At 61.3% G+C, this 20140-nt stretch carries 18 protein-coding genes; 12 read left to right on the top strand and 6 right to left on the bottom strand.

Annotated elements, in window-relative coordinates; genetic code table 11:
• Positions 1-76: 76 nt before the first annotated feature.
• The 9 genes from FJQ55_RS16515 to FJQ55_RS16475 all read left to right on the top strand — a co-directional run bounded on the left by FJQ55_RS16515 (position 77) and on the right by FJQ55_RS16475 (position 9475).
• On the top strand, positions 77-949 hold the full coding sequence (locus tag FJQ55_RS16515) for a dioxygenase family protein (RefSeq protein WP_140829847.1): 873 nt from the start codon (positions 77-79) through the stop codon (positions 947-949).
• A complete protein-coding gene (locus tag FJQ55_RS16510; RefSeq protein WP_140829845.1) occupies positions 946-2001 on the top strand; it encodes a maleylacetate reductase in 1056 nt (351 codons plus the stop codon). Before FJQ55_RS16515 ends, FJQ55_RS16510 begins: the two co-directional genes overlap by 4 nt.
• 61 nt (positions 2002-2062) lie before the next feature.
• Positions 2063-3343: an ABC transporter substrate-binding protein gene (locus FJQ55_RS16505; protein ID WP_140829843.1), complete on the top strand. Its 1281-nt coding sequence runs from the start codon at positions 2063-2065 to the stop codon at positions 3341-3343.
• A 67-nt stretch (positions 3344-3410) separates the two neighbouring features.
• Positions 3411-4130 carry an ABC transporter ATP-binding protein gene (locus FJQ55_RS16500; RefSeq protein ID WP_140829841.1) on the top strand — a complete coding sequence of 240 codons (720 nt, stop codon included), beginning with the start codon at positions 3411-3413 and terminating at the stop codon, positions 4128-4130.
• Between the two features lie 2 nt (positions 4131-4132).
• Entirely contained in the window at positions 4133-4852 is a 720-nt protein-coding gene (locus FJQ55_RS16495; protein ID WP_140829839.1) for an ABC transporter ATP-binding protein, read from the top strand.
• Positions 4839-5702: a branched-chain amino acid ABC transporter permease gene (locus tag FJQ55_RS16490; protein ID WP_140829837.1), complete on the top strand. Its 864-nt coding sequence runs from the start codon at positions 4839-4841 to the stop codon at positions 5700-5702. The genes FJQ55_RS16495 and FJQ55_RS16490 overlap by 14 nt, the downstream gene beginning before the upstream one ends.
• A 7-nt stretch (positions 5703-5709) precedes the next feature.
• The gene (locus FJQ55_RS16485) at positions 5710-6825 is read left to right on the top strand and encodes a branched-chain amino acid ABC transporter permease (RefSeq protein WP_425467541.1); all 1116 of its coding nucleotides are present in this window, start codon (positions 5710-5712) and stop codon (positions 6823-6825) included.
• Entirely contained in the window at positions 6818-8572 is a 1755-nt protein-coding gene (locus FJQ55_RS16480; RefSeq protein WP_140829835.1) for an FAD-dependent oxidoreductase, read from the top strand. Before FJQ55_RS16485 ends, FJQ55_RS16480 begins: the two co-directional genes overlap by 8 nt.
• Positions 8573-8581: 9 nt before the next feature.
• Positions 8582-9475: an intradiol ring-cleavage dioxygenase gene (locus FJQ55_RS16475; RefSeq protein WP_140829833.1), complete on the top strand. Its 894-nt coding sequence runs from the start codon at positions 8582-8584 to the stop codon at positions 9473-9475.
• Between the two features lie 91 nt (positions 9476-9566).
• Here FJQ55_RS16475 and FJQ55_RS16470 read toward each other — a convergent pair whose 3' ends face one another.
• Genes FJQ55_RS16470 through FJQ55_RS16450 form a run of 5 tightly spaced genes read right to left on the bottom strand, consistent with a single transcriptional unit; the run spans position 9567 to position 14515 of the window.
• Positions 9567-10625, bottom strand: coding sequence for a DUF2218 domain-containing protein (locus FJQ55_RS16470; protein WP_140829831.1), 1059 nt, complete (start codon positions 10623-10625; stop codon positions 9567-9569).
• A complete protein-coding gene (locus tag FJQ55_RS16465; RefSeq protein WP_140829829.1) occupies positions 10622-11452 on the bottom strand; it encodes an ABC transporter ATP-binding protein in 831 nt (276 codons plus the stop codon). Before FJQ55_RS16465 ends, FJQ55_RS16470 begins: the two co-directional genes overlap by 4 nt.
• On the bottom strand, positions 11449-12483 hold the full coding sequence (locus FJQ55_RS16460; protein WP_140829828.1) for a FecCD family ABC transporter permease: 1035 nt from the start codon (positions 12481-12483) through the stop codon (positions 11449-11451). The genes FJQ55_RS16465 and FJQ55_RS16460 overlap by 4 nt, the downstream gene beginning before the upstream one ends.
• Positions 12484-12485: 2 nt before the next feature.
• Entirely contained in the window at positions 12486-13529 is a 1044-nt protein-coding gene (locus FJQ55_RS16455) for a FecCD family ABC transporter permease (protein WP_140829827.1), read from the bottom strand.
• Positions 13526-14515, bottom strand: coding sequence for an iron-siderophore ABC transporter substrate-binding protein (locus tag FJQ55_RS16450; RefSeq protein WP_140829825.1), 990 nt, complete (start codon positions 14513-14515; stop codon positions 13526-13528). The genes FJQ55_RS16455 and FJQ55_RS16450 overlap by 4 nt, the downstream gene beginning before the upstream one ends.
• A 305-nt stretch (positions 14516-14820) precedes the next feature.
• Here FJQ55_RS16450 and FJQ55_RS16445 point away from each other — a divergent pair, with 305 nt between their 5' ends.
• A complete protein-coding gene (locus tag FJQ55_RS16445) occupies positions 14821-16962 on the top strand; it encodes a TonB-dependent siderophore receptor (protein WP_140829824.1) in 2142 nt (713 codons plus the stop codon).
• Between the two features lie 8 nt (positions 16963-16970).
• On the opposite strand, the gene FJQ55_RS16440 is transcribed toward FJQ55_RS16445, so the two are convergent.
• On the bottom strand, positions 16971-17864 hold the full coding sequence (locus FJQ55_RS16440) for a helix-turn-helix domain-containing protein (RefSeq protein ID WP_208758221.1): 894 nt from the start codon (positions 17862-17864) through the stop codon (positions 16971-16973).
• Between the two features lie 456 nt (positions 17865-18320).
• Here FJQ55_RS16440 and FJQ55_RS16435 point away from each other — a divergent pair, with 456 nt between their 5' ends.
• Both FJQ55_RS16435 and FJQ55_RS16430 read left to right on the top strand, forming a co-directional pair.
• Positions 18321-18659, top strand: coding sequence for a P-II family nitrogen regulator (locus tag FJQ55_RS16435; protein ID WP_140829823.1), 339 nt, complete (start codon positions 18321-18323; stop codon positions 18657-18659).
• Between the two features lie 27 nt (positions 18660-18686).
• The gene (locus tag FJQ55_RS16430; protein WP_062281893.1) at positions 18687-20048 is read left to right on the top strand and encodes an ammonium transporter; all 1362 of its coding nucleotides are present in this window, start codon (positions 18687-18689) and stop codon (positions 20046-20048) included.
• Positions 20049-20140: the final 92 nt, after the last annotated feature.

Raw genomic sequence — 20140 nt, 5'->3', positions numbered from 1 at the left:
CAAACAAATCATCAATTGTGCATCGAGGCCCTGCTAGCTTCCTTTCGACCAGCAATGCGGATTTGGGAGGAGATGCATGTCGCGGGCCGCAGACCTCATCACCTTCGACGAAGCGACGTCGACTGAAGCTTTCACGAGCCGCTTCGGCAAGCCCGATCATGACACGGCGCGCCTGCTGTCCGCCGTTGTCTGCCACGCCCACGCTCTCATCAAGGAATTCCGCCCCACACAGGAGCAATGGCGCAAGGTGCTCGACTTCCTGACCGAAGTCGGCCACGCTTCGGATGAGCGTCGTCAGGAATGGGTGCTGTTCTCCGATCTCGTCGGCGCCTCCGCACTTGTCGAGGAGATCAATTCCCGCCGCCCGTCCGGCGCCACCCCCAACACCATCCGCGGCCCCTTCTTCCGGACCGATACCCCCGAGCGGACGCTTGGCAGTTCCATCTCGCTCGACGGCGCAGGCGAACCGCTGCTGGTCGAGGGCCGGGTCGAAGATCTCGACGGTCTACCAGTCACGACAGCCGAAATCATCACCTGGCAGGCGAACGCCGAAGGCTACTACGAAAACCAGCAGCCGGATCTGCAGCCGGAATTTAATCTGCGGGGTCTGTTCCGCCCCGATCAGGACGGCAAGTTCCACTATCGCACAATCCGGCCGGCAGGTTACGGCGTCCCCGGTGACGGGCCTGTGGGACGGCTGTTCGCCCAGGCGGGTTATCCGCTGCACCGCCCCGCGCATCTGCATTTCGTCGTGCGCGCACCGGGTTTCGAGACCATCACCACCCACATCTACGATGCAGATGACCCAAGGCTCGGCGAAGACGCACTGTTCGGCGTCCGACCAGAACTGGTGCATTCCTTCGAGCAGACCCTGATCGACGGAAAGCCCGCCTCGCGCGTCAGCGTCAGGTTCGTCATGGTCCGCGCGCGCCCCGGGAGAGGAAAATGAAGAGCTTCACCTATGCCGGCAGCCCGGCGCGTATCCTCTTTGGCTCTGGCCGTAGCGCAGACGTGAGCAGCGCCGTCGAATCCCTCGGCTGCCGCCGTGCGTTGGTTCTGTCCACGCCGCATCAGAAGGCGGATGCGAAAGACCTGTCAGACCGCTTGGGCAGCCTCTCCGTCGGCATCTTCTCCGGTGCCGTCATGCACACGCCCGTCGATGTGACGGAGACTGCGCTGAAGGTCGTCAGGGACGCGCAAGCCGATTGCGTCGTTTCGCTCGGCGGCGGCTCTACCACAGGGCTCGGCAAGGCGATTGCCTACCGCACCGATCTGCCGCAGGTCGTCATCCCCACGACCTATGCCGGCTCGGAAGTCACGTCGATCCTCGGCCAGACCGAAAGCGGTCGAAAGACCACGGTCCGAAATGCGAGCATCCTGCCGGAAGTCGTCATCTACGATCCGGACCTGACACTTGGCCTTCCCGTCGGCATGAGCGTCACGAGTGGCTTGAACGCCATGGCCCATGCGGTCGAGGGCCTTTATGCCCAGGATCGCAACCCGGTCTCGACGCTGATGGCGCTCGACGGTTTGCGGGCATTTCGGGAAAGCCTTCCCGTTTTGGTGAAGAGCCCTCATGACCCAGATGCGCGGGCAGAAGCGCTCTATGGTGCCTGGCTCTGCGGCACCGTGCTTGGCACAGTCGGCATGGCGCTGCACCACAAGATCTGCCACACGCTGGGCGGTTCCTTCGATACGCCGCATGCGGAAACCCATGCGGTGATGCTGCCGCACACGGCCGCCTTCAACGCCGAGGCGGCGCAAGCGGAACTCGCTGTAGCCGCCGAACTCTTCGGCGGCTCCATGGGCGGTGGTCTCTGGGACTTTGCCAAGTCGATCGGCGCGCCGCTGTCGCTCAAGGATTTCGGGCTCACTGAAGCCGATCTCGATCGCGCTGCCGATATCGCCACGGAAAACCCCTACTGGAACCCGCGCCCGATCGACCGGGCGTCGATCCGCACACTTTTGCAACATGCCTGGGAGGGCGTCAGGCCCGACTGACCGAAACGACATCTCGCGCTTGGCGCACTCTTTGGGAGGAGAGACGATGATGGGAGGAAATATGATTACGCGACGCAAATTCCTGCAGACGACGGCAGCCGGCGGCGCCGTACTGGCGACCTCGGGCCTTGCGGCCCCTGCGATTGCACAGTCAGCAGCCGTGAAGCTCGGCTATGTCAGCCCGCAGACCGGGCCGCTTGCTGCCTTCGGCGAAGCCGACAAGTTCGTCATCGACAGCTTCCTCGCCACGACGAAGAAGATGGGCCTGAACTACGAGGTCATCGTCAAGGACAGCCAGTCCAATCCGAACCGTGCCGCCGAAGTCGCCAAGGAACTGATCGTCGACGACGAAATCAACCTGATGCTCGTCTCCTCGACACCGGAAACCACCAATCCGGTCTCGACCACCTGCGAAGCAGAGCAGATCCCCTGCCTTTCGACGGTCGCGCCGTGGCAGCCCTGGTTCATCGGGCAGCAGGGCAATCCCGGCGATCCCGCAAGCTGGAAGCCGTTCAATTATGCCTATCACTTCTTCTGGGGTCTTGAGGACATCATAGCCGTCTTCACCGGCATGTGGGGCCAGGTCGAGACCAACAAGAAGGTTGGCGGTCTTTTCCCGAACGACGGCGACGGCAATGCCTGGGGCGACAAGGTCGTTGGCTTCCCGCCGGTGCTGGAGAAGCTCGGCTATGGCCTGACCGACACCGGCCGCTATCAGAACCTGACGGATGATTTCTCCGCTCAGATCAACGCGTTCAAGCAGGCCGAGACGGAAATCCTGACCGGCGTGATGATCCCGCCCGACCTCACCACCTTCTGGAACCAGGCCAAGCAGCAGGGCTTGAAGCCGAAGATCGCCTCGATCGGCAAGGCGCTGCTATTTCCGCAGACCGTGGAAGCCCTGGGCGATGCCGGCCACAACCTCTCGACCGAAGTCTGGTGGACGCCGTCTCATCCCTTCAAGTCCTCGCTGACAGGCGAGACGGCTGCCGATGTGGCAACTGCCTTCACCACAGCGACCGGTCGCCCCTGGACACAGCCGATCGGCTTTGCCCATGCGCTCTTCGAACTGGCGGTCGACGTGATGAAGCGGGCGGAAGACGTGACGGATGGCGATGCGGTAGCCAAGGCTATCGGCGAAACCAAGCTCGACACGCTGGTCGGCCCCATCGCCTGGAACAACGCCAACCTGCCGCCCTTCGCCCAGAAGAACGTCGCCAAGACGCCGCTCGTCGGCGGCCAGTGGCGCCTCAAAACCGGCGGCGGTTACGACCTCGTCGTCGTCGAGAACGGCCAGGCAACGAACATTCCGCTCGGCGGCAAGATGGAAGCGCTCAGCTGAACCCTGTGAACCCATGGCAGCGGCGTCCCGATCGTCGGGGCGCCGCGAGCCTGACGGAGGAGTGTCCATGCCGATCCTGGAACTGAATGGTGTGTCGAAATCCTTCGGCGCCCTCGTGGTCGCCGAGGATATCGGCTTTTCCGTCGAACCCGGCGAGGCGCTCGGTATCATCGGACCGAACGGCGCCGGCAAATCGACGCTGTTCAACCTGATCACCGGCAACCTCTCCGTCGCCAAAGGCACGGTTCATTTCGATGGCCGAGACGTGACCAATGTCCCGCCCATGCAACGCTGCTTTGCCGGCATGGGCCGCACTTTCCAGATCCCGCAGCCTTTCGAGCGGCTGACGGTCTATGAAAACCTGCTCGTCGCCGGCGCCTTCGGCAGCGAGAGCAGCGAAGCGGACGTCGCCGAGTTCTGCGCCGAAATCCTGGTCGAGACCGGCCTCATCGCGAAAGCGAACCGCCCGGCCGGCAGCCTCACTTTGCTCGAGCGCAAACGGCTGGAACTCGCCCGGGCCCTTGCCACCAAGCCCAAGCTTCTGCTGCTCGACGAGATTGCCGGCGGGCTGACCGAGGGCGAATGCCGTCAGCTGGTTGCCACGATCAAGCGGGTCCACCAGCGCGGCATGGCGATCATCTGGATCGAGCACGTGTTGCATGCGCTGAACGCCGTCGCCGAGAAGATCCTCGTCCTGAACTTTGGACGGGTCATCGGCCATGGCGATCCGCAGACCATCATGAATTCGCGCGAGGTGCGCGAAATCTATCTGGGCATGGAGGTCTGACTATGAGCCTCATTGAAACGAATAACCTCACCGCCTTCTATGGCGACTTCCAGGCCCTGTTCGGCGTCGATCTCGTCCTCAACCCCGGCGAGACCATTGCCGTTATCGGCGCGAACGGCGCAGGCAAATCGACATTGATGCGCTCCATAGCAGGCGTGTTGCGCAACGAACCGGCATCAATCCTGCATCGTGGCCAGCCGATCGGCGCGCTTGGCTCCCCGGATGTCATGGCCCGTGGCATTGCGCTGGTGCCGGAAGGGCGTCGGCTTTTCCCGTCGCTCACGGTCGAGGAAAACCTGCTGGTCGGTCGCCACGGCCGAAAGGTTGATGGGCCATGGTCGCTTGAAACCGTCTACGAGCTCTTCCCGATCCTGAAAGAGCGGCGCCGCAATCCCTCGACGGCTCTCTCCGGCGGGCAGCAGCAGATGGTCGCAATCGGCCGCGCGCTTATGTCCAATCCGGAAGTGCTGCTCTGCGACGAGCTCAGCCTCGGCCTTGCCCCCGTCGTCATCAAGGACATCTATGCTGCCTTCCCGCGCATCCGGGAAACAGGTGCGGCCATCGTCATCGTCGAGCAGGACATCGCCCAGGCGCTCAAGGTCGCAGACCGCGTCTATTGCATGATGGAAGGCCGGGTCACCCTCGAAGGGCGCCCCGCAGAACTCGACCGTGCCGACATCCACGCGGCCTATTTCGGAGCGGAACCCCATGAACTGGCTTGATACCATTCTCCAGGGCATCCTGCTCGGCGGGCTCTACGCTCTCTTCGCGGCAGGCCTCTCGCTCGTCTTCGGCATCATGCGGCTGGTCAATCTCGCCCATGGTGATCTCATCGTCTTTTCAGCCTTCCTGATCCTGCTCCTCGTCTCGACGCTGGGGCTCAATCCATTCCTCGCGGCCCTGATCGCCGGTCCGCTGATGTTCGGGATCGGTTACCTTCTGCAATATCATCTGCTGAACCGGACGCTCGGCAAGGACATCCTGCCGCCGCTGCTCGTCACCTTCGGCCTGTCGATCGTGATCCAGAACGGCCTCCTTGAAGCCTTCACCGCCGACAGCCAGCGCATTCCTGCTGGCGCGCTGGAACAGGCGTCGCTCTCGCTCGGCGGCATCAATGCCGGCGTCATGCCGCTGCTCACCTTCGGCTCCGCGATCCTGGTCATCGTCGGCCTCAACCAGCTGATCTACAAGACGGCGCTGGGCCGTGCATTCCGCGCAACCTCAGACGATGTCGTGACAGCAGGCCTGATGGGCATTCGCCCGAACCAGATCTTTGCCATCGCAACCGGCCTTGCCATGGTGATCGTCACCATCGCCGCGCTTTATCTCGGCACCCGCGCCAATTTCGACCCGACCGCCGGTCCGGCACGCCTGATCTACGCCTTCGAAGCGGTCATCATCGGTGGTCTCGGCTCACTCTGGGGCACGCTTGCCGGCGGCATCATTCTGGGTGTCGCCCAAACGCTCGGAGCCGCCATCAACCCGGAATGGCAGATCCTCTCGGGCCACATCGCCTTCCTGCTGGTCCTCCTGTTCCGTCCGCGGGGTCTCTTCCCGCGCGCTGTCGATTGAGGTGACGATGAACGCCAACAGAGAATTCCTGTCGAACGTCATGCGCCCGATGCCATCCTGGCGGGTCGAAACCCGCACGCGCCTCTCCACGCTGTTTTCAGCCGCAGCCATCCTCTTCGTGCTGCTTCTGGCAGCGGCCCCCTTCGTCGTTTCGCGCGGCGTGGTGCAGGATCTGTTCTTTATCCTCACCATGCTGGCGCTCGCCCAGAGCTGGAACCTGCTCGCTGGATACGCAGGCCTGATCTCCGTCGGCCAGCAACTCTTCGTCGGCTGTGGTGCCTATGCGCTCTTCGGTTTCGTCATCCTGCTCGGTCTCGACCCGATCCTGGCCATCCCGCTCGCGGGCCTCTTTGCCGTGCTGGTCTCGATACCGACTGCCTTTTTCGCATTCCGCCTCTACGGCCCCTACTTCGCCATCGGCACCTGGGTCATCGCCGAAGTCGGCCGACTGCTCTTTGCCCAGTGGAAGGCGCTCGGCGGTGGCACCGGCACCTCGCTGCCGCGCGAGGCAACCCGTGACATGTTCGGCGTCGCACTGCTGGAAGACTGGTTTGGCATGCGGGCGGCAGCCGCAGCCGACGCCGTCGCCTTCTGGCTGGCGTTGATCGTTCTCGTCCTGACGATCTGGTTCGTCTACCGCCTGCTGCGCTCCAAACAAGGCCTGGGCCTTGCTGCCGTCCGTGACAACGAGACGGCCGCGCGTGCGCTCGGGGTTGATGCACAGAAGCTGAAGCTTGTGATCTACCTCTCTACCGCCTTCATCACCGGCGTCGTTGGCGCCCTCATCTACCTGCAAAAGGCACGCATCTCCCCCGATGCCGCCTTCTCGCTCACCGACTGGACGGCCTACGTGCTGTTCATCGTCATCATCGGCGGCATTGGCACCATCGAAGGGCCGATCGTCGGCGTCATCATCTTCTTCCTGATGCAGAATGCGCTCTCAAGCTACGGGTCCTGGTACCTGCTGCTGCTCGGGGCGATTGCCATCATCACCATGCTGTTTGCACCACGCGGGATCTGGGGACTGATCACCGACCGCACCGGCATCGAACTCTTTCCGGTCCGCCGCACCTTGAGGGGCGGATCGCTTGAACACACGACAAAGGGAGGGCCAAATGGCTGACATCACAACCGACGTCCTGATCATCGGCACCGGGCCGGCAGGCTCTGCAACGGCCGCATTGCTCGCAAGCTACGGCCTCGAGCCCATGGTCATCAACCGCTACCGCTGGCTCGCCAACACGCCGCGCGCGCACATCACCAACCAGCGCACGATGGAGGTGCTGCGCGATCTCGGCCGCGACGTCGAAGACGAAGCCTATATGTTCGCAACCGAACAGGACCTGATGGGCCAGAACGTCTTCTGCACGGCCGTCGCCGGCGAAGAAATCGGCCGCATGCAGAGCTGGGGCAACCATCCGCTCTCGCGCGCCGAACATCTCCTGTCCTCGCCCGGCCGGATGAACGACCTGCCTCAGACCTATATGGAGCCCCTTCTCTTCAAGACGGCCTGTTCACGCGGCGCGCAGTCACGCATGTCGACGGAATATGTGAGCCATGTGCAGGATGCCGACGGTGTCACCACCACTTGCCTTGACCGCCTGACCGGCAAGCAATTCACCGTGCGCTCGAAATTCCTGGTCGGCGCCGATGGCGGCAACTCCAAGGTTGCCGAACATGCCGGCCTCTCCTTCGAAGGCAAGATGGGCGTCGCCGGTTCGATGAACATCCTGTTCGAATGCGACCTCTCGCGCTATGTGGCTCACCGCCCCTCGGTGCTCTACTGGGTGCTGCAGCCGGGCGCCGACGTCGGCGGCATCGGCATGGGCCTTGTCCGCATGGTCCGGCCGTGGAACGAGTGGCTGATTGTCTGGGGCTACGACATCAACCAGCCGGCACCGGCCGTCGATGATGCCTTCGCCACCAAGGTCGTGCGCGATCTGGTCGGCGTCCAGGATCTGCAGCCGAAGATCAAGTCGGTCTCCACCTGGACCGTCAACAACATGTACGCGACCACGATGTCGAACGGCCGTGTCTTCTGCATGGGCGACGCCACCCACCGCCATCCGCCGTCGAACGGCTTGGGATCCAACACCTCGATCCAGGATGCCTTCAACCTTGCCTGGAAGCTCGCCGCCGTCATCCGCGGCCAGGCCGGCATTGGCCTGCTCGACAGCTACCAGGCCGAACGCGCCCCGGTCGCCAAGCAGATCGTCACCCGTGCCAACAAGTCGATCGAGGAATTCGGCCCGATCTTCAAGGCGCTCGGCCTGCTCGATTCCGTCGACCCGGTGAAGATGCAGGAGAATATGGACGCCCGCTGCAACGACACGGCGGATGCGGAAAAACAGCGTGAGGCGATCCGCCAGGCGATTGCCGCCAAGGTCTATGAGTTCGACGCGCACGGCGTGGAGATGAACCAGCGCTACAAGTCTGGCGCTGTCGTCACCGATGGCCAGCCGGAACCACCCTTTGAGAAAGACGCCGAGCTGCACTACCAGCCAACCACCTGGCCCGGCGCCCGTCTGCCGCATGTCTGGCTCTTCGGGCCGGAAGGCGAAAAGGTGTCGAGCCTCGATCTGACGGGCCATGGCGTCTTCACTGTTCTGACCGGCATCGGCGGCGATGGCTGGGTGGCGGCCGCAAAGTCCCTGTCGAAGGAATTCGGCCTACCGATCACGGTCCACAAGATCGGCCCCCGACAAACTTGGCAGGACTTCTCCGGCGACTGGGCCCGCGCCCGAGAGATCCGCGATTCCGGCGCACTGCTCGTCCGTCCGGACCATCACGTCGCCTGGCGCGCGCAAGCCGCCGTCAAGGACCCCGAAGGCGAGCTACGGCGCGTCCTGAAAACCATTCTGGACCGGTGAGGAGCGATCATGGACGCGCATGAAAAGGGCTATTTCACTGAGGAGACCTCCGTCGAGGTCGTCACTGGCCGCAACGCCAATGCCAAGGACGAGCGTCTCAAAGAGGTGATGGAGGTCATCACCCGCAAGCTGCACGAAGCGGTCAAGGAACTGGAGCCGACCCAGGACGAATGGATGGAGGCGATCCTCTTCCTCACCCGCACAGGCCAGATGTGCAACGAATGGCGGCAGGAATTCATCCTGCTGTCGGACGTCCTAGGCGTTTCTATGCTGGTCGATGCGATCAACAACCGCAAGCCTTCTGGCGCCTCCGAAAGCACGGTACTCGGCCCCTTCCATGTAGCGGACGCTCCGGAATTGCCGATGGGCGCCAATATCTGCCTCGACAGCAAAGGCGAAGACATGGTGATCGAGGGCCGGATCCTCGACACTGAGGGCAAGCCGATCGCGGGTGCCGTGATCGATGTCTGGCAGGCCAATGACGAAGGCTTTTACGACGTCCAGCAGAAAGGCATCCAGCCCGACTTCAACCTGCGCGGCGTCTTCCGCACCGGGCCGGACGGGCACTACTGGTTCCGTGCGGTGAAGCCGAAATACTATCCGATCCCAGACGATGGTCCCGTGGGCCAGCTATTGGGACATCTCGGTCGCCATCCCTATCGGCCGGCCCATCTGCACTACATCATCAAAGCCGACGGCTTCGAGACACTGGTGACCCATATCTTCGATCCTGACGATCCCTACATCCATTCCGATGCCGTTTTCGGGGTGAAGGAGAGCCTTCTGGCCCGGTTCGACAAAAAACATGAGCCCGACAGGGCAGCCGGTTACGGTTTCACGGGCGATTTCTGGGAGGTGAGACACGATTTCGTGCTCGCTCCAATCCGTCCCGGCGGAGCATAGGAGCGCGCGCGACGGGCGGGAGAGTTCGACGTGTCGTCCTCGCCCGTCGGTCTTTTGGAGGATGCCCGTCACCAGTATCGACCGGCGAGTGTCACGTGCGCTCCCAATACCAGGCAAGGTATTGCAGCTTGCGATCCCGCTGTTTGGGAGCCAGGAATTTGCGGACAGTCCGCACCTCCGCCTTTTCACAAGCGACCCAGACGAAGGTCTGCGCGTCGACATCGCCCAGTGCGTCACAGATTGTCTTTGCCAGAACTCCTTTTGCGTCGACCGCGTAGCTCGATCGGTGCAGCCACTCGACCTCGATCGAACCGCGCGACGACAGCTCCTGTTCTTCCGCCTCGTCGTGGACCTCGATGAGGGCCTTCAGGTGGGTGCCGGTTGGGATCTCCGCCGCGATCCGTGCGATGGCCGGAAGGGCGGTTTCATCGCCGGCGAGAAAGAGGGTCTGTGCAGAGGGAAGATCTCCGCCTCCAGGGCCGAGGAGCGCGAGCCTCTGTCCGGGGCGGGCGTCACGGGCAAAATCGGCACCAGGGGTCTTAACGCCCGGTTCAGGGTGCTGAAGCACGTCAATCCAAAGCTGGCTACGTTCGGCATCAACCTTCCGAATGGTATAGACCCGCGCCAGGAGCGTATCTTCCCCCGTGGGCCAGGCAATGCGTCCATTGTCGTGTATGCCCGGCCAGACCGGCTCCCGATCAACAGGCGGCACGAGAAGTCGGACATGCATGTCGCCGCCGATGAAGGGCTGAACATCGTCGCATGCGATCACAAGGCGGCGCATCCTCGGGGTTACGTTGAAGGCGGAGACAACGTTGGCTTCATGAAGATTTGTCGGTCGGTCCCTTCGCGCTGAGTTTGTCCAGGTGAGTTCCAGAGTCTCGTCGCCGGCAAAATAGAAGAGGTGTTCAGCAAGCATCACGCGGGTTGCCTGAACGGCTTCTTCACTTTCGCAGGCAATAGCGATCAGCATGCGATCATCGGTGACAGCAATGTCAACTCTCGCCTCTTCGCTTTCAAGGACAGCCGATGCTCCATCGCGGTTGACCTCGGCGTGTTCAACGAAATGTTCGCAGATCTCGTCCAGCATGGCCATCGCATTGTTTATGCGGCCGGTGCCGGAAAGCGTGAAAGCCTGGGCAGTCGTCATGGCTGGATATCCTTTTCTATGGTGGCTGGGCCAGTCATGCGATGACGGCCGATGGGTAGCATCATCGGTCGACCTGAGGTCGGATCGGCAATGATCTTGCTCTCCAGTCCGAACACGGTTTTCACCATTTCCTGGGTGAGAACCGCCTCAGGCGCGCCTTCGGCATAAGGGGACCCGTCGACCATCGCCACCAGATGGTCCGCGTAACGGGCCGCCAGATTAAGATCGTGCAGCACCATCACGATCGTTGTGCCGCGCCTCCTGTTGAGGTCGATGAGCAGATCGAGCACCTCTACTTGATGGCTGATGTCGAGGAATGTCGTTGGCTCATCGAGCAAAAGGATCTCGGTCTTCTGAGCAAGGGCCATGGCAATCCAGACGCGCTGACGCTGACCGCCGGATAGCTCGTCGATTGGCCTTTCCGCGAGATCCACGGTTTTTGTGACGTTGAGAGCTTCCGCAACGGCTTCATCATCTGCGTGGGTCCAGCGACCGAACAGACCCTGATGCGGATGGCGGCCGCGACCAACGAGATCAGCAACGGCTATGCCTTCTGGCGCCACCGGAGATTGTGGCAAAAGTCCCAGTTCGCGCGCAAGCTCCCGCGTTGGTCGCGCATGGATCGACTTGCCGTCGAGTAACACCTGGCCTGCTTTCGGCTGTAGCAACCGAGCAAGAACGCGCAGCAGCGTAGACTTGCCGCAGGCATTGGCTCCGACGATCGCCGTGATTCGACCTGATGGCAGGCCAAGCTCAAGCCCATCAAGGATCAGCGTCTCACCGTAGCCAACGGAGAGACCACGTGCGATCAGGGAGTGCTTGTTCACGCGGCGCCTCCGTTTCTGTTGGCCCGAATGATCAGGTAAATGAGGTAAGGTGCACCCAGCGCACCCGTGACGACGCCGACGGGGTAGCGGCTCGGCAACAGCACCTGCCCGACAAAATCGCCCACCAGCACGAGAAGGGCACCGACCAGCGCTGCGGGGACGAGGTTGGAGCGGGTGCCACCCATCATTCTCTGAGCGATTGGTCCGGATAGAAAGGCGACGAAAGCGATTGGACCCGTGACGGCCGTGGCAATTGAGATAAGCCCCACGGCGCAGAGGATGACCACAACTCGGGTGCTTGCAACCTGTACTCCGAGCGCGGCAGCGGTATCATCGCCGAGCTTCAAAGCTTCCAAATTCCGGCCGAGGCTTGCGAGAACTCCACCCAGAACAACGAGCGCGAGCAGAAGCGGCAGAGATTGGTCGAGTGTCGCCCCATTAAGGCTACCTGTCAGCCAGCGCAGAGCTTCCTGCAGGTTCCACGCGGGCGCGCGCGCAAGCACGTAGGCCACGACGCTTTCCAGCATAGCAGACACTGCTATCCCGACCAGGATGAGGCGAGCCCCCGCTACACCCTGATGGAAAGATAGACCATAGACCACGAGGGCGGTGGCGAGACCGCAGACGACGGCGAGGAATGAAACGGCTATTCCGTTCAGACCAAGAATGACGATGCCAAAGACGGCGGCAGCACTGGCACCGGAACTGATGCCGATGATGTCCGGACTCGCCAGAGGATTGCGCAGCATGACTTGGAACGCAGTGCCGCCCATGCCGAAACTGGCTCCCGCCAGCAGCGCAAGGATTGCTCGTGGCAGCCGAAGCTGCCCGACGGTGAAGGATGCGCCGGCCACCTGTTCTCCAAATAGGACACGCAACACGTCGCCGGGAGGGGTGTACGCTCTGCCGAGAAGGAGCGTGCAAGCGAAGGCCAGGATCGCGAGCGTCAGCATCAGCGCGGTGATCTGCAGACGCCGTTTGCCGTGTCGCTTTCGGCGAAGGCCGTTCTGTTGTGAGGTATAGGCTGCCATGCTCAAAGCTCCCGCACCTTCTGGCGTCTGATGATCCAGATGAAGAACGGGCCGCCGATCAGGGCCGTGACAATGCCGACGTCGATTTCCGAGGGGCGCGCCACGATGCGGCCCAAGATGTCGGCTGCCAACAGGAGTGCCGATCCGCCGAGTGTGGAGATGGGCAGAAGCCAGCGGTGATCGACACCGACAAAGAGCCGGCACGCATGCGGCACGACCAGGCCGACAAAACCAATGGGCCCACAGACGGCGGTCGTCGCGCCACAGAGCAGCACTGCGCCGAGGGACGCTAAGGCTCGAGCCCAGGCTACGCGCTCTCCCAGACCGGCTGCAAGCGCGTCGCCCAAAGCCAGAGAGTTGAGCTTGCGCGCCGAGGCGAAGCTGAGGAGCAGACCAGCGATGAGAACCGGCAGGACCGGGAGGATCCGCTCAAAGGTCGCTCCGCCTACTCCACCGATCTGCCAGGACCGGATCCCGCCAGCGATATCGCCGCGTGGCAGGATGACGGCTGTCACGAGCGAGGCAAAGGCAATGGAAGTGGCCGCACCTGCCAAAGCCAGCTTCAGCGGGGTTGGGCCATCCCTGCCTAGAGAACCGATAGTGTAGACGAGTATCGCGGTTGTGCCGGCGCCCGCAATTGCGGCCCAGATATAAGCTTCGGATGAGCTGATTCCAAACCAGGCAATTCCGATGACCACGGCGAGAGATGCGCCCATGTTGACGCCCAAAAGACCCGGATCAGCCAGCGGATTTCGCGTTACGCCCTGCATGACGGCACCGGCAAGACCAAGCGCCCCCCCGGCGAGAACAGCCAAAAGCGTGCGCGGAATACGAGCCGATGCTGCGGCCTCTCCGATACGGGAGGTGTGGCCGTGCAAGGCGGCTATGATGTCCACCCAATCGACCGCCCGTGTGCCGATCGACAGCGATGCAAGCGAGAGCAGGAAGAGCAGCACGGCACAGGCCGACAGCCAGAGGATGCGGCTGCTCGCCGATTTTTTCGAGCGTTGCGTTGCCTGCCGATGAGTTGCGAAGCTGGCGGTCATGGCGTTTTGCGCGCAGCGGCGGCGAGAAGCGCCACATAGTCCTTCAGAACCCAGCTGATCGACAGTGGAGTGGGATTGGCGGCGGTCCCTAAGGGATTGCGGCCGAGCAGCACAATGGCATCATGTTCGACTGCAGGCATGTGCGCGAGCAGCGGATTCGCCTTCATCGCGGCCAGCAGGTTGTCATCACCATAGGTAACCAGAATATCGACATCGTCGAATAAATCGACCTGTTCGGCGCTGATCGAACCGGCGAAGCTACCTGTGACCGAGGCCTTGGTAACGCTCTTCGGCATTTGCAGGCCCAAGTCCTGGAAGAAGCGCACCCGGGTATCCTGGGCGGTGTAGAAGTTGACGACGCTCAGATCGCTAGCGTCGAGATGCGTGACGAACATTGCCCTTTTGCCCTGCAGTTCGGGATATTTGGCGACTTCTGCGGCAATCTTCGCTTCGATGTCAGCGATCAGCGCCTCACCTTGCTGCGCCATTCCGAGACCGGCGCTGTCCATACGGATGGTCTCTCGCCAATCCGTCGACCAGGGGGCCTGCGGGTAGGCAATCACCGGCGCAATCTGGCTTAAGGTGTCGTAATCCGCCTGCGTCAGACCAGAATAGGCTGCGAGGATCACGTCGGGCTGCGTCGCGGCCACTGCCTCGAAGTCTATGCCGTCTCCTTCGTCGAACAGCACCGGCGTCGATCCGCCAAGAGCCTTCAGCTGTTCAGACACCCAAGGCAGCAGGCCATCGGCATCTTCGTCGCCGAAATTGGCAGCCGCCATGCCAACAGGGACTATTCCGAGGGCCAACGGGACTTCGTGATTGGCCCAGGCTACCGTCGCCACCCGCTTGGGCGTGGCTGCGATTTCGGTTTTCCCGAACGCATGTGAAATCGTCACCGGATAGGCAGTCCGCCCGTCGGCCCTCACCGCCCCCTGTGCGGCGGCAAATAACAGGGTCGATATCAGCGCCAGACGCCACAAACGCATATGCTCAGTCTCTTACAATTTAAGTTGACTTCAATTCTCAGCTTCATGCACAGAGGTCAAGCACTGCGGGCGCGGCCGGCTGGCGGGCGCTTTAACTTTCCGGGGTTTTCTACAAACCTGAGAAAAAATACAATACCTGACAATCACATTCCAGTTATTGCGGCCAAGGTGGGATTTTGCAAGGCGCAGTGACCAAGCTTTGAGATGGGGCAAGGTGTGGCGCGCCCGGAAGCTGGGGACGTGATCGTCACGTGGCTGCTGCAAAGCAGGATCGCTGCCGTCGCAACCTAGTTTCGGATTGAACAATGCCAAATGCACGACACGCCGCACGCGCCGGCCATTCCTCCTTCCGCCACCGGACGGCGGTCCTGCTCGCCTGCACCGCGATCAGCGCCCTTATCCCCGCGCTGGCGGCCGCGCAGGATGCGATAAGCGGAAACGATTCGACTGTCCTTCAGACCATCACGGTGGAGGGAAAGGGCCAGGCCGACGCTGATTCCAAGACGATCGTTGCCACGGAATCGACGGCGGTGGGCAAGATGCCCGGGGAAATCCTCACGACGCCCGCGACCGTCTCCGTCATTACCTCAAAGGAAGTCGAACAGCGCGCCGCTGACTCGGTCGAGAAGATCGTCCAGTACACGGCCGGCGTCATCACCGACTATTACGGCTCCGACGACCGCTACGATTACGTGAAAATTCGCGGCTTCACCCCCTACACCTATCGCGATGGCCTCGCCATCGGCCGGACGTGGAGTGGGGTGAAGGAGGAACCTTATGCCTTTGAGCGCCTGGAAGTGCTGAAAGGGGCGAACTCCACCGGCTATGGCGTTTCTGATCCGGGTGGTGCCATCAACTATGTTACGAAGACGCCGCGCAGTGAAAAGTTTGGCGAGGTCTATGGGACGACCGGTTCCTTTGCTCACAAGGAAGCGGGTTTCGATTTCGGCGACAACCTCACAGGAGATGATACTCTCTCCTACCGCCTGACGGGGAAGGTTCAAAGGGCGGACGGGGAATATGATTTTTCCGAGAATGATGAGAATTTCATTCAGGGTGGGCTGACCTGGCGCCCGACCGACGTGACCAGCATGACTTTTGTCTTCGATCATCTGGACCGCGACGGTACGCCCAGTGGGGGCGGTCATCCATTGTATACGGATTTCGACCGAGACCGCTTCTTCGGCGAGCCGGAATACAATTACAACACGACCAATCGCAATACGTTCACGGTCATGTTTGACCACGATTTCGGCGATGGTCTCACCTTCAACTCCAACGCTCGATACATGAAGTCGAAGACCGGCTTCGGCTATGCCTATATCTGGGATTCATTCGGTGCCAGCGATCCGTCAGATACGCTGGCCGACCGCTACTATTTCCAAAGCGAGAACTCGGCCGAACAGTTCGTCATCGACGCGCACCTTTTGTACGAAACACAGTTGGACAATGTCGAGAGCCGGACGTTGGTCGGGGCCGATTCCAACAACTCCGAATCCGAGGGTGTGCTGTATTATGCCCTCGCACCGCAAATCGACTGGGCCAATCCAGTTTACTCAGGTGGACCGGGCGCTCTGTCGCCTTACGACAGTTCCCATCTCGACCAGGACACGAAGGCCCTCTACCTGCAGCAGGATCTGATCTTCTCGGACAGGCTCACGGCGAGCGTCGGTTTGCGCAATGACTGGTTGGATCTTAAAGATACCGACCTACTGTCGGGGACGAGTGAAAGTGGCAGCTACAGCGAACTCAGCAAGCGCCTCGGGCTGAGTTACAAGATCACCGAGGAACTCGCGGCCTATGTCAGCTATGCCGAATCTGTGGCGCCTCCAAGTGCCGGCAACGAGCCAACCTATGGCACCCAATACGAGGCCGGGATCAAGTATCGTCCTGATGCATTCCCCGGGCTGCTGACAGCCTCGATTTATGACCTGACCCTAGAGAACATCACCACCTATGATGCTCCTCTCTATGTTGCTTCGACGGTCGACAAGATCCGCCACCGTGGATTCGACCTCGAGGCAAAGGTGGAAGTCACCTCCAATATCGAGATGATCGCAGGCTACAGCTACATCGGCTCGAAGATCGCGGACACCGATACCTCCAGCGCCTCGATCGATGGCAACCGCTTTGCTCAAGTTCCGGAACACATGGCTTCGCTGTGGGCGACCTATACCCTGGATGGCGACGGCGCTCGCGGTGACATGACCTTCGGTGCCGGAGCCCGCTATATCGGCTCCTATTACTTTGACAACGCCAATACCCGCAAATCGGACGGGGCGGTCATTTTCGATGCTTCCTTCACGTACGCGATCAAGGAGAACACGTCGTTTCAGCTGAATGTGAGCAACGTCTTCGACGAGAAGCACATCGCCAATAATGACGGCGGCGCCTATTACTACAACCCTGGTCGAACAGTTTACGCGACGATCCGCCAGACCTGGTGAGGCGTGGCCTAAGCTCGCTGGTTGAAACGCCGCCAAGCGGCCGGCGTTTCACCGGCCATCTGCCGAAAGACCTTGGTCAGGTGAGCCTGGTCCGAAAACCCCAGTTGGGCGGCGATGTCGGCGATGCTGAGCTGTGTGTCGGCCAGAAGCTTTTGAGCGGCTTCTATCCGGCGGCCCAGTTGCCATTGCAGCGGGCTCTTGCCGGTGGTCTGGCGGAAAACGGTCGCAAACCAGCTTTCGGACAAGCCGACCACATCGGCCATTTCCGCTACGGCCATGGGCCGCTCGCCCCGCAGACTGAAGCGCGCAATGAGCTTGTTCATCTGTGCCTGGGTCAGGCGGCCATTGGTCAGTTCTGGAGTCTCAGGGGGTAGTTCCAAAAGTGCCGTCGCAATGCTGCCCACCAGATTTTCTCCGAAGACAGCGTGCCGGCTGGGTTGCGAAATCTCATCCACGACAAGACCGGCAAGAGTTGCGACAGGTCCCAGATCCTGCAGTTCGACCGGTCGCTTGAGGACGTCGCGCGCCTTGGAACTGCCTAGGGATGGGGCGAGCGAGCGCAGGAGCCGATCCTGATGAATGTGTAGATCAAGATGGGAGAAGCGGTGCGTTCCATTGAACCGTGTCCACAGCGGCACTCCAGCCGGCACATAGATCGCCCGCGTCATCGGCCGGTCGTCACCTCCGAGTGCAGCCTCCCGGCTGGCGATGCGGATATGGCTTGATACATCGTTGAAGAAGACGACGATCCTGGGGTCTGGAGAGAGGTAGTAGCCCTGAGCTCCTGCTATCCCTTCGGCATCCCAATAAACTCCGACCGCGCCCTCGAACGATCTCCAACGTTCTGGAGCGACCGGCCTGATACCCTCGGTTCGGGTCACCATCGAATGAAGATATGTCACGCTGTCTTCCTCTTCCTGGTCTCCCCCCAACAAAGGACAATCAGAGGTACACTGCACCCCACGGGAACGCAAAGCCTCATCGAACGGTGTCGAACATCAGTTTCCGGTGGCGGCACTGCCGTGCATAAAGTCCGCATTGTCTTCGACATGGCTTACAGCGTCACATGCTCACGCGCCCTCACTGCCCGGCTCGCGCAGGCTCTGATCCGGAAACGGGCAAATGATTAATACTGCGCCATTTTCAAGAGTTTGCATATTTTTTATGCGCACATGGCGCATTCAATTGCCCTTTTATTGGCTTCGCTTTACGAAGCCTTTACATTTCAATAGGTTGGCCGTTGTCGCGAAACTGGCACACGATTTGAATGTGCACGGTTGGTCGCTAGCGAAACAGTTCCTGCCGGCGGCAAGGAGAGTCGGCTCCGAGCCGAGGACAAGCAAAGGATGGGAAACCAGATGAAGATTGTGATGGCTATCATCAAGCCGTTCAAACTGGACGAGGTGCGCGAAGCTCTGACGGGCGTGGGGATCCAGGGCCTGACCGTAACGGAAGTTAAGGGCTACGGTCGCCAGAAGGGCCATACCGAAATCTATCGCGGCACCGAATACGCCGTGAGCTTTCTGCCGAAACTGAAGATCGAAATCGCTGTCTCCTCCGAACTGGCGGACAAGGCTGTAGAAGCAATCGCTTCCTCCGCCAAGACCGGACAGATCGGCGATGGGAAGATCTTTGTCTACTCGATCGATCAGGCCGTGCGCATCCGCACCGGCGAAACCAATACCGAAGCTCTGTAAGAACGGCTTTTAGGGGAGTTGTTACTGATGTCACTTGCCAAGTTGAATTCCAATCTCGTGCGCCTTGGCGCCGCGTCGGCAGCTCTGCTGGCGCCGGCCATCGCCTTCGCGCAGGAAACTGCACCCGCTGCAGCCGAAGCAGTCGCTGCCGCGCCGGTGCCGAACAAGGGCGATACTGCCTTCATGTTCCTCTGCACCATCCTGGTCCTCTTCATGCTGGTCCCGGGCCTCGCCCTTTTCTACGGTGGTCTCGTTCGCGCCAAGAACATGCTGTCTGTGCTGATGCAGTGCACGGTCATCGGCTCGGCGATCATGCTCGCCTGGGTCATCTATGGCTACTCGTTTGCATTTGGTGGTTCCACCAACGCCTTCTTCGGCGGTTTCGGCAAGATGTTCCTTGCAGGTGTGACGCCTGACAGCACGGCGGCCACCTTCTCTGACGCCGTCATTCCGGAATACATCTTCATGCTGTTCCAGATGACCTTCGCGGCGATCACCCCGGCCCTGATCGTCGGCGCTTTTGCCGAGCGCATCAAGTTCTCGGCTTCCGTGCTCTTCTGCCTGCTCTGGGTCACTTTCGTTTACTTCCCCATCGCCCACATGGTCTGGGATGCCAACGGCCTGCTCTTCGGCTGGGGCGCGCTTGACTTCGCCGGCGGCACGGTCGTTCATATCAACGCCGGTGTTGCCGGTCTGATCGGCGCCATCATGGTCGGCAAGCGTACCGGCTATGGCAAGGACATGATGGCTCCGCATTCGATGACGCTGACGCTGGTCGGTGCGGCCATGCTCTGGGTCGGCTGGTTCGGCTTCAACGCCGGCTCCAACCTGGAAGCCTCCGGTGGAGCCATGCTGGCGACCGTCAACACCTTCATCGCGACTGCTGCTGCCGTCGTGTCATGGGTCCTCGTCGAGGCCTTCACCCGCGGCAAGGCCTCCATGCTCGGTGCTGCTTCGGGTATGATCGCCGGTCTGGTTGCCATTACCCCGGCTGCCGGCATCGCCGGCCCGATGGGCGCCATTGTCATGGGTCTTATCGTGTCGCCGCTCTGCTACTTCTTCGTCGCGGTGGTGAAGAACAAGTTCGGCTATGACGACAGCGCCGATGTTTTCGGCGTGCACGGTATCGGTGGTCTCTTCGGCGCACTTGCAACCGGCATTTTCGCTTCCGCCTCACTCGGTGGCATCGGCTATGCAGAAGGCGTAACCATGGCAGGTCAGTTTATCACCCAGGTTAAGGCAGTTGTCGTGACGCTCCTGTGGTGCGGTATCGGCTCGATCATCCTCTACAAGATCGTTGACGTTGTCGTCGGCCTGCGCGTCCCGGTCGAAGCCGAGCGCGAAGGTCTTGACCTCGCTTCCCACGGCGAAGCCGCCTATCACAGCTGATCGTCGGATCTCCTCCTCAAGCGGCGGCGGCGCCCGGGCTTCATGCCCGGGCGTTTTGCGTTCAAGATGATCCTGGAACTGGTGCATGGTTA

This window comes from Rhizobium glycinendophyticum, assembly GCF_006443685.1.
Classification (GTDB): domain Bacteria; phylum Pseudomonadota; class Alphaproteobacteria; order Rhizobiales; family Rhizobiaceae; genus Allorhizobium; species Allorhizobium glycinendophyticum.
The sequence above is the reverse complement of the archived record's forward strand: the minus strand, read 5'-3'. Positions and strand labels throughout refer to the sequence as shown.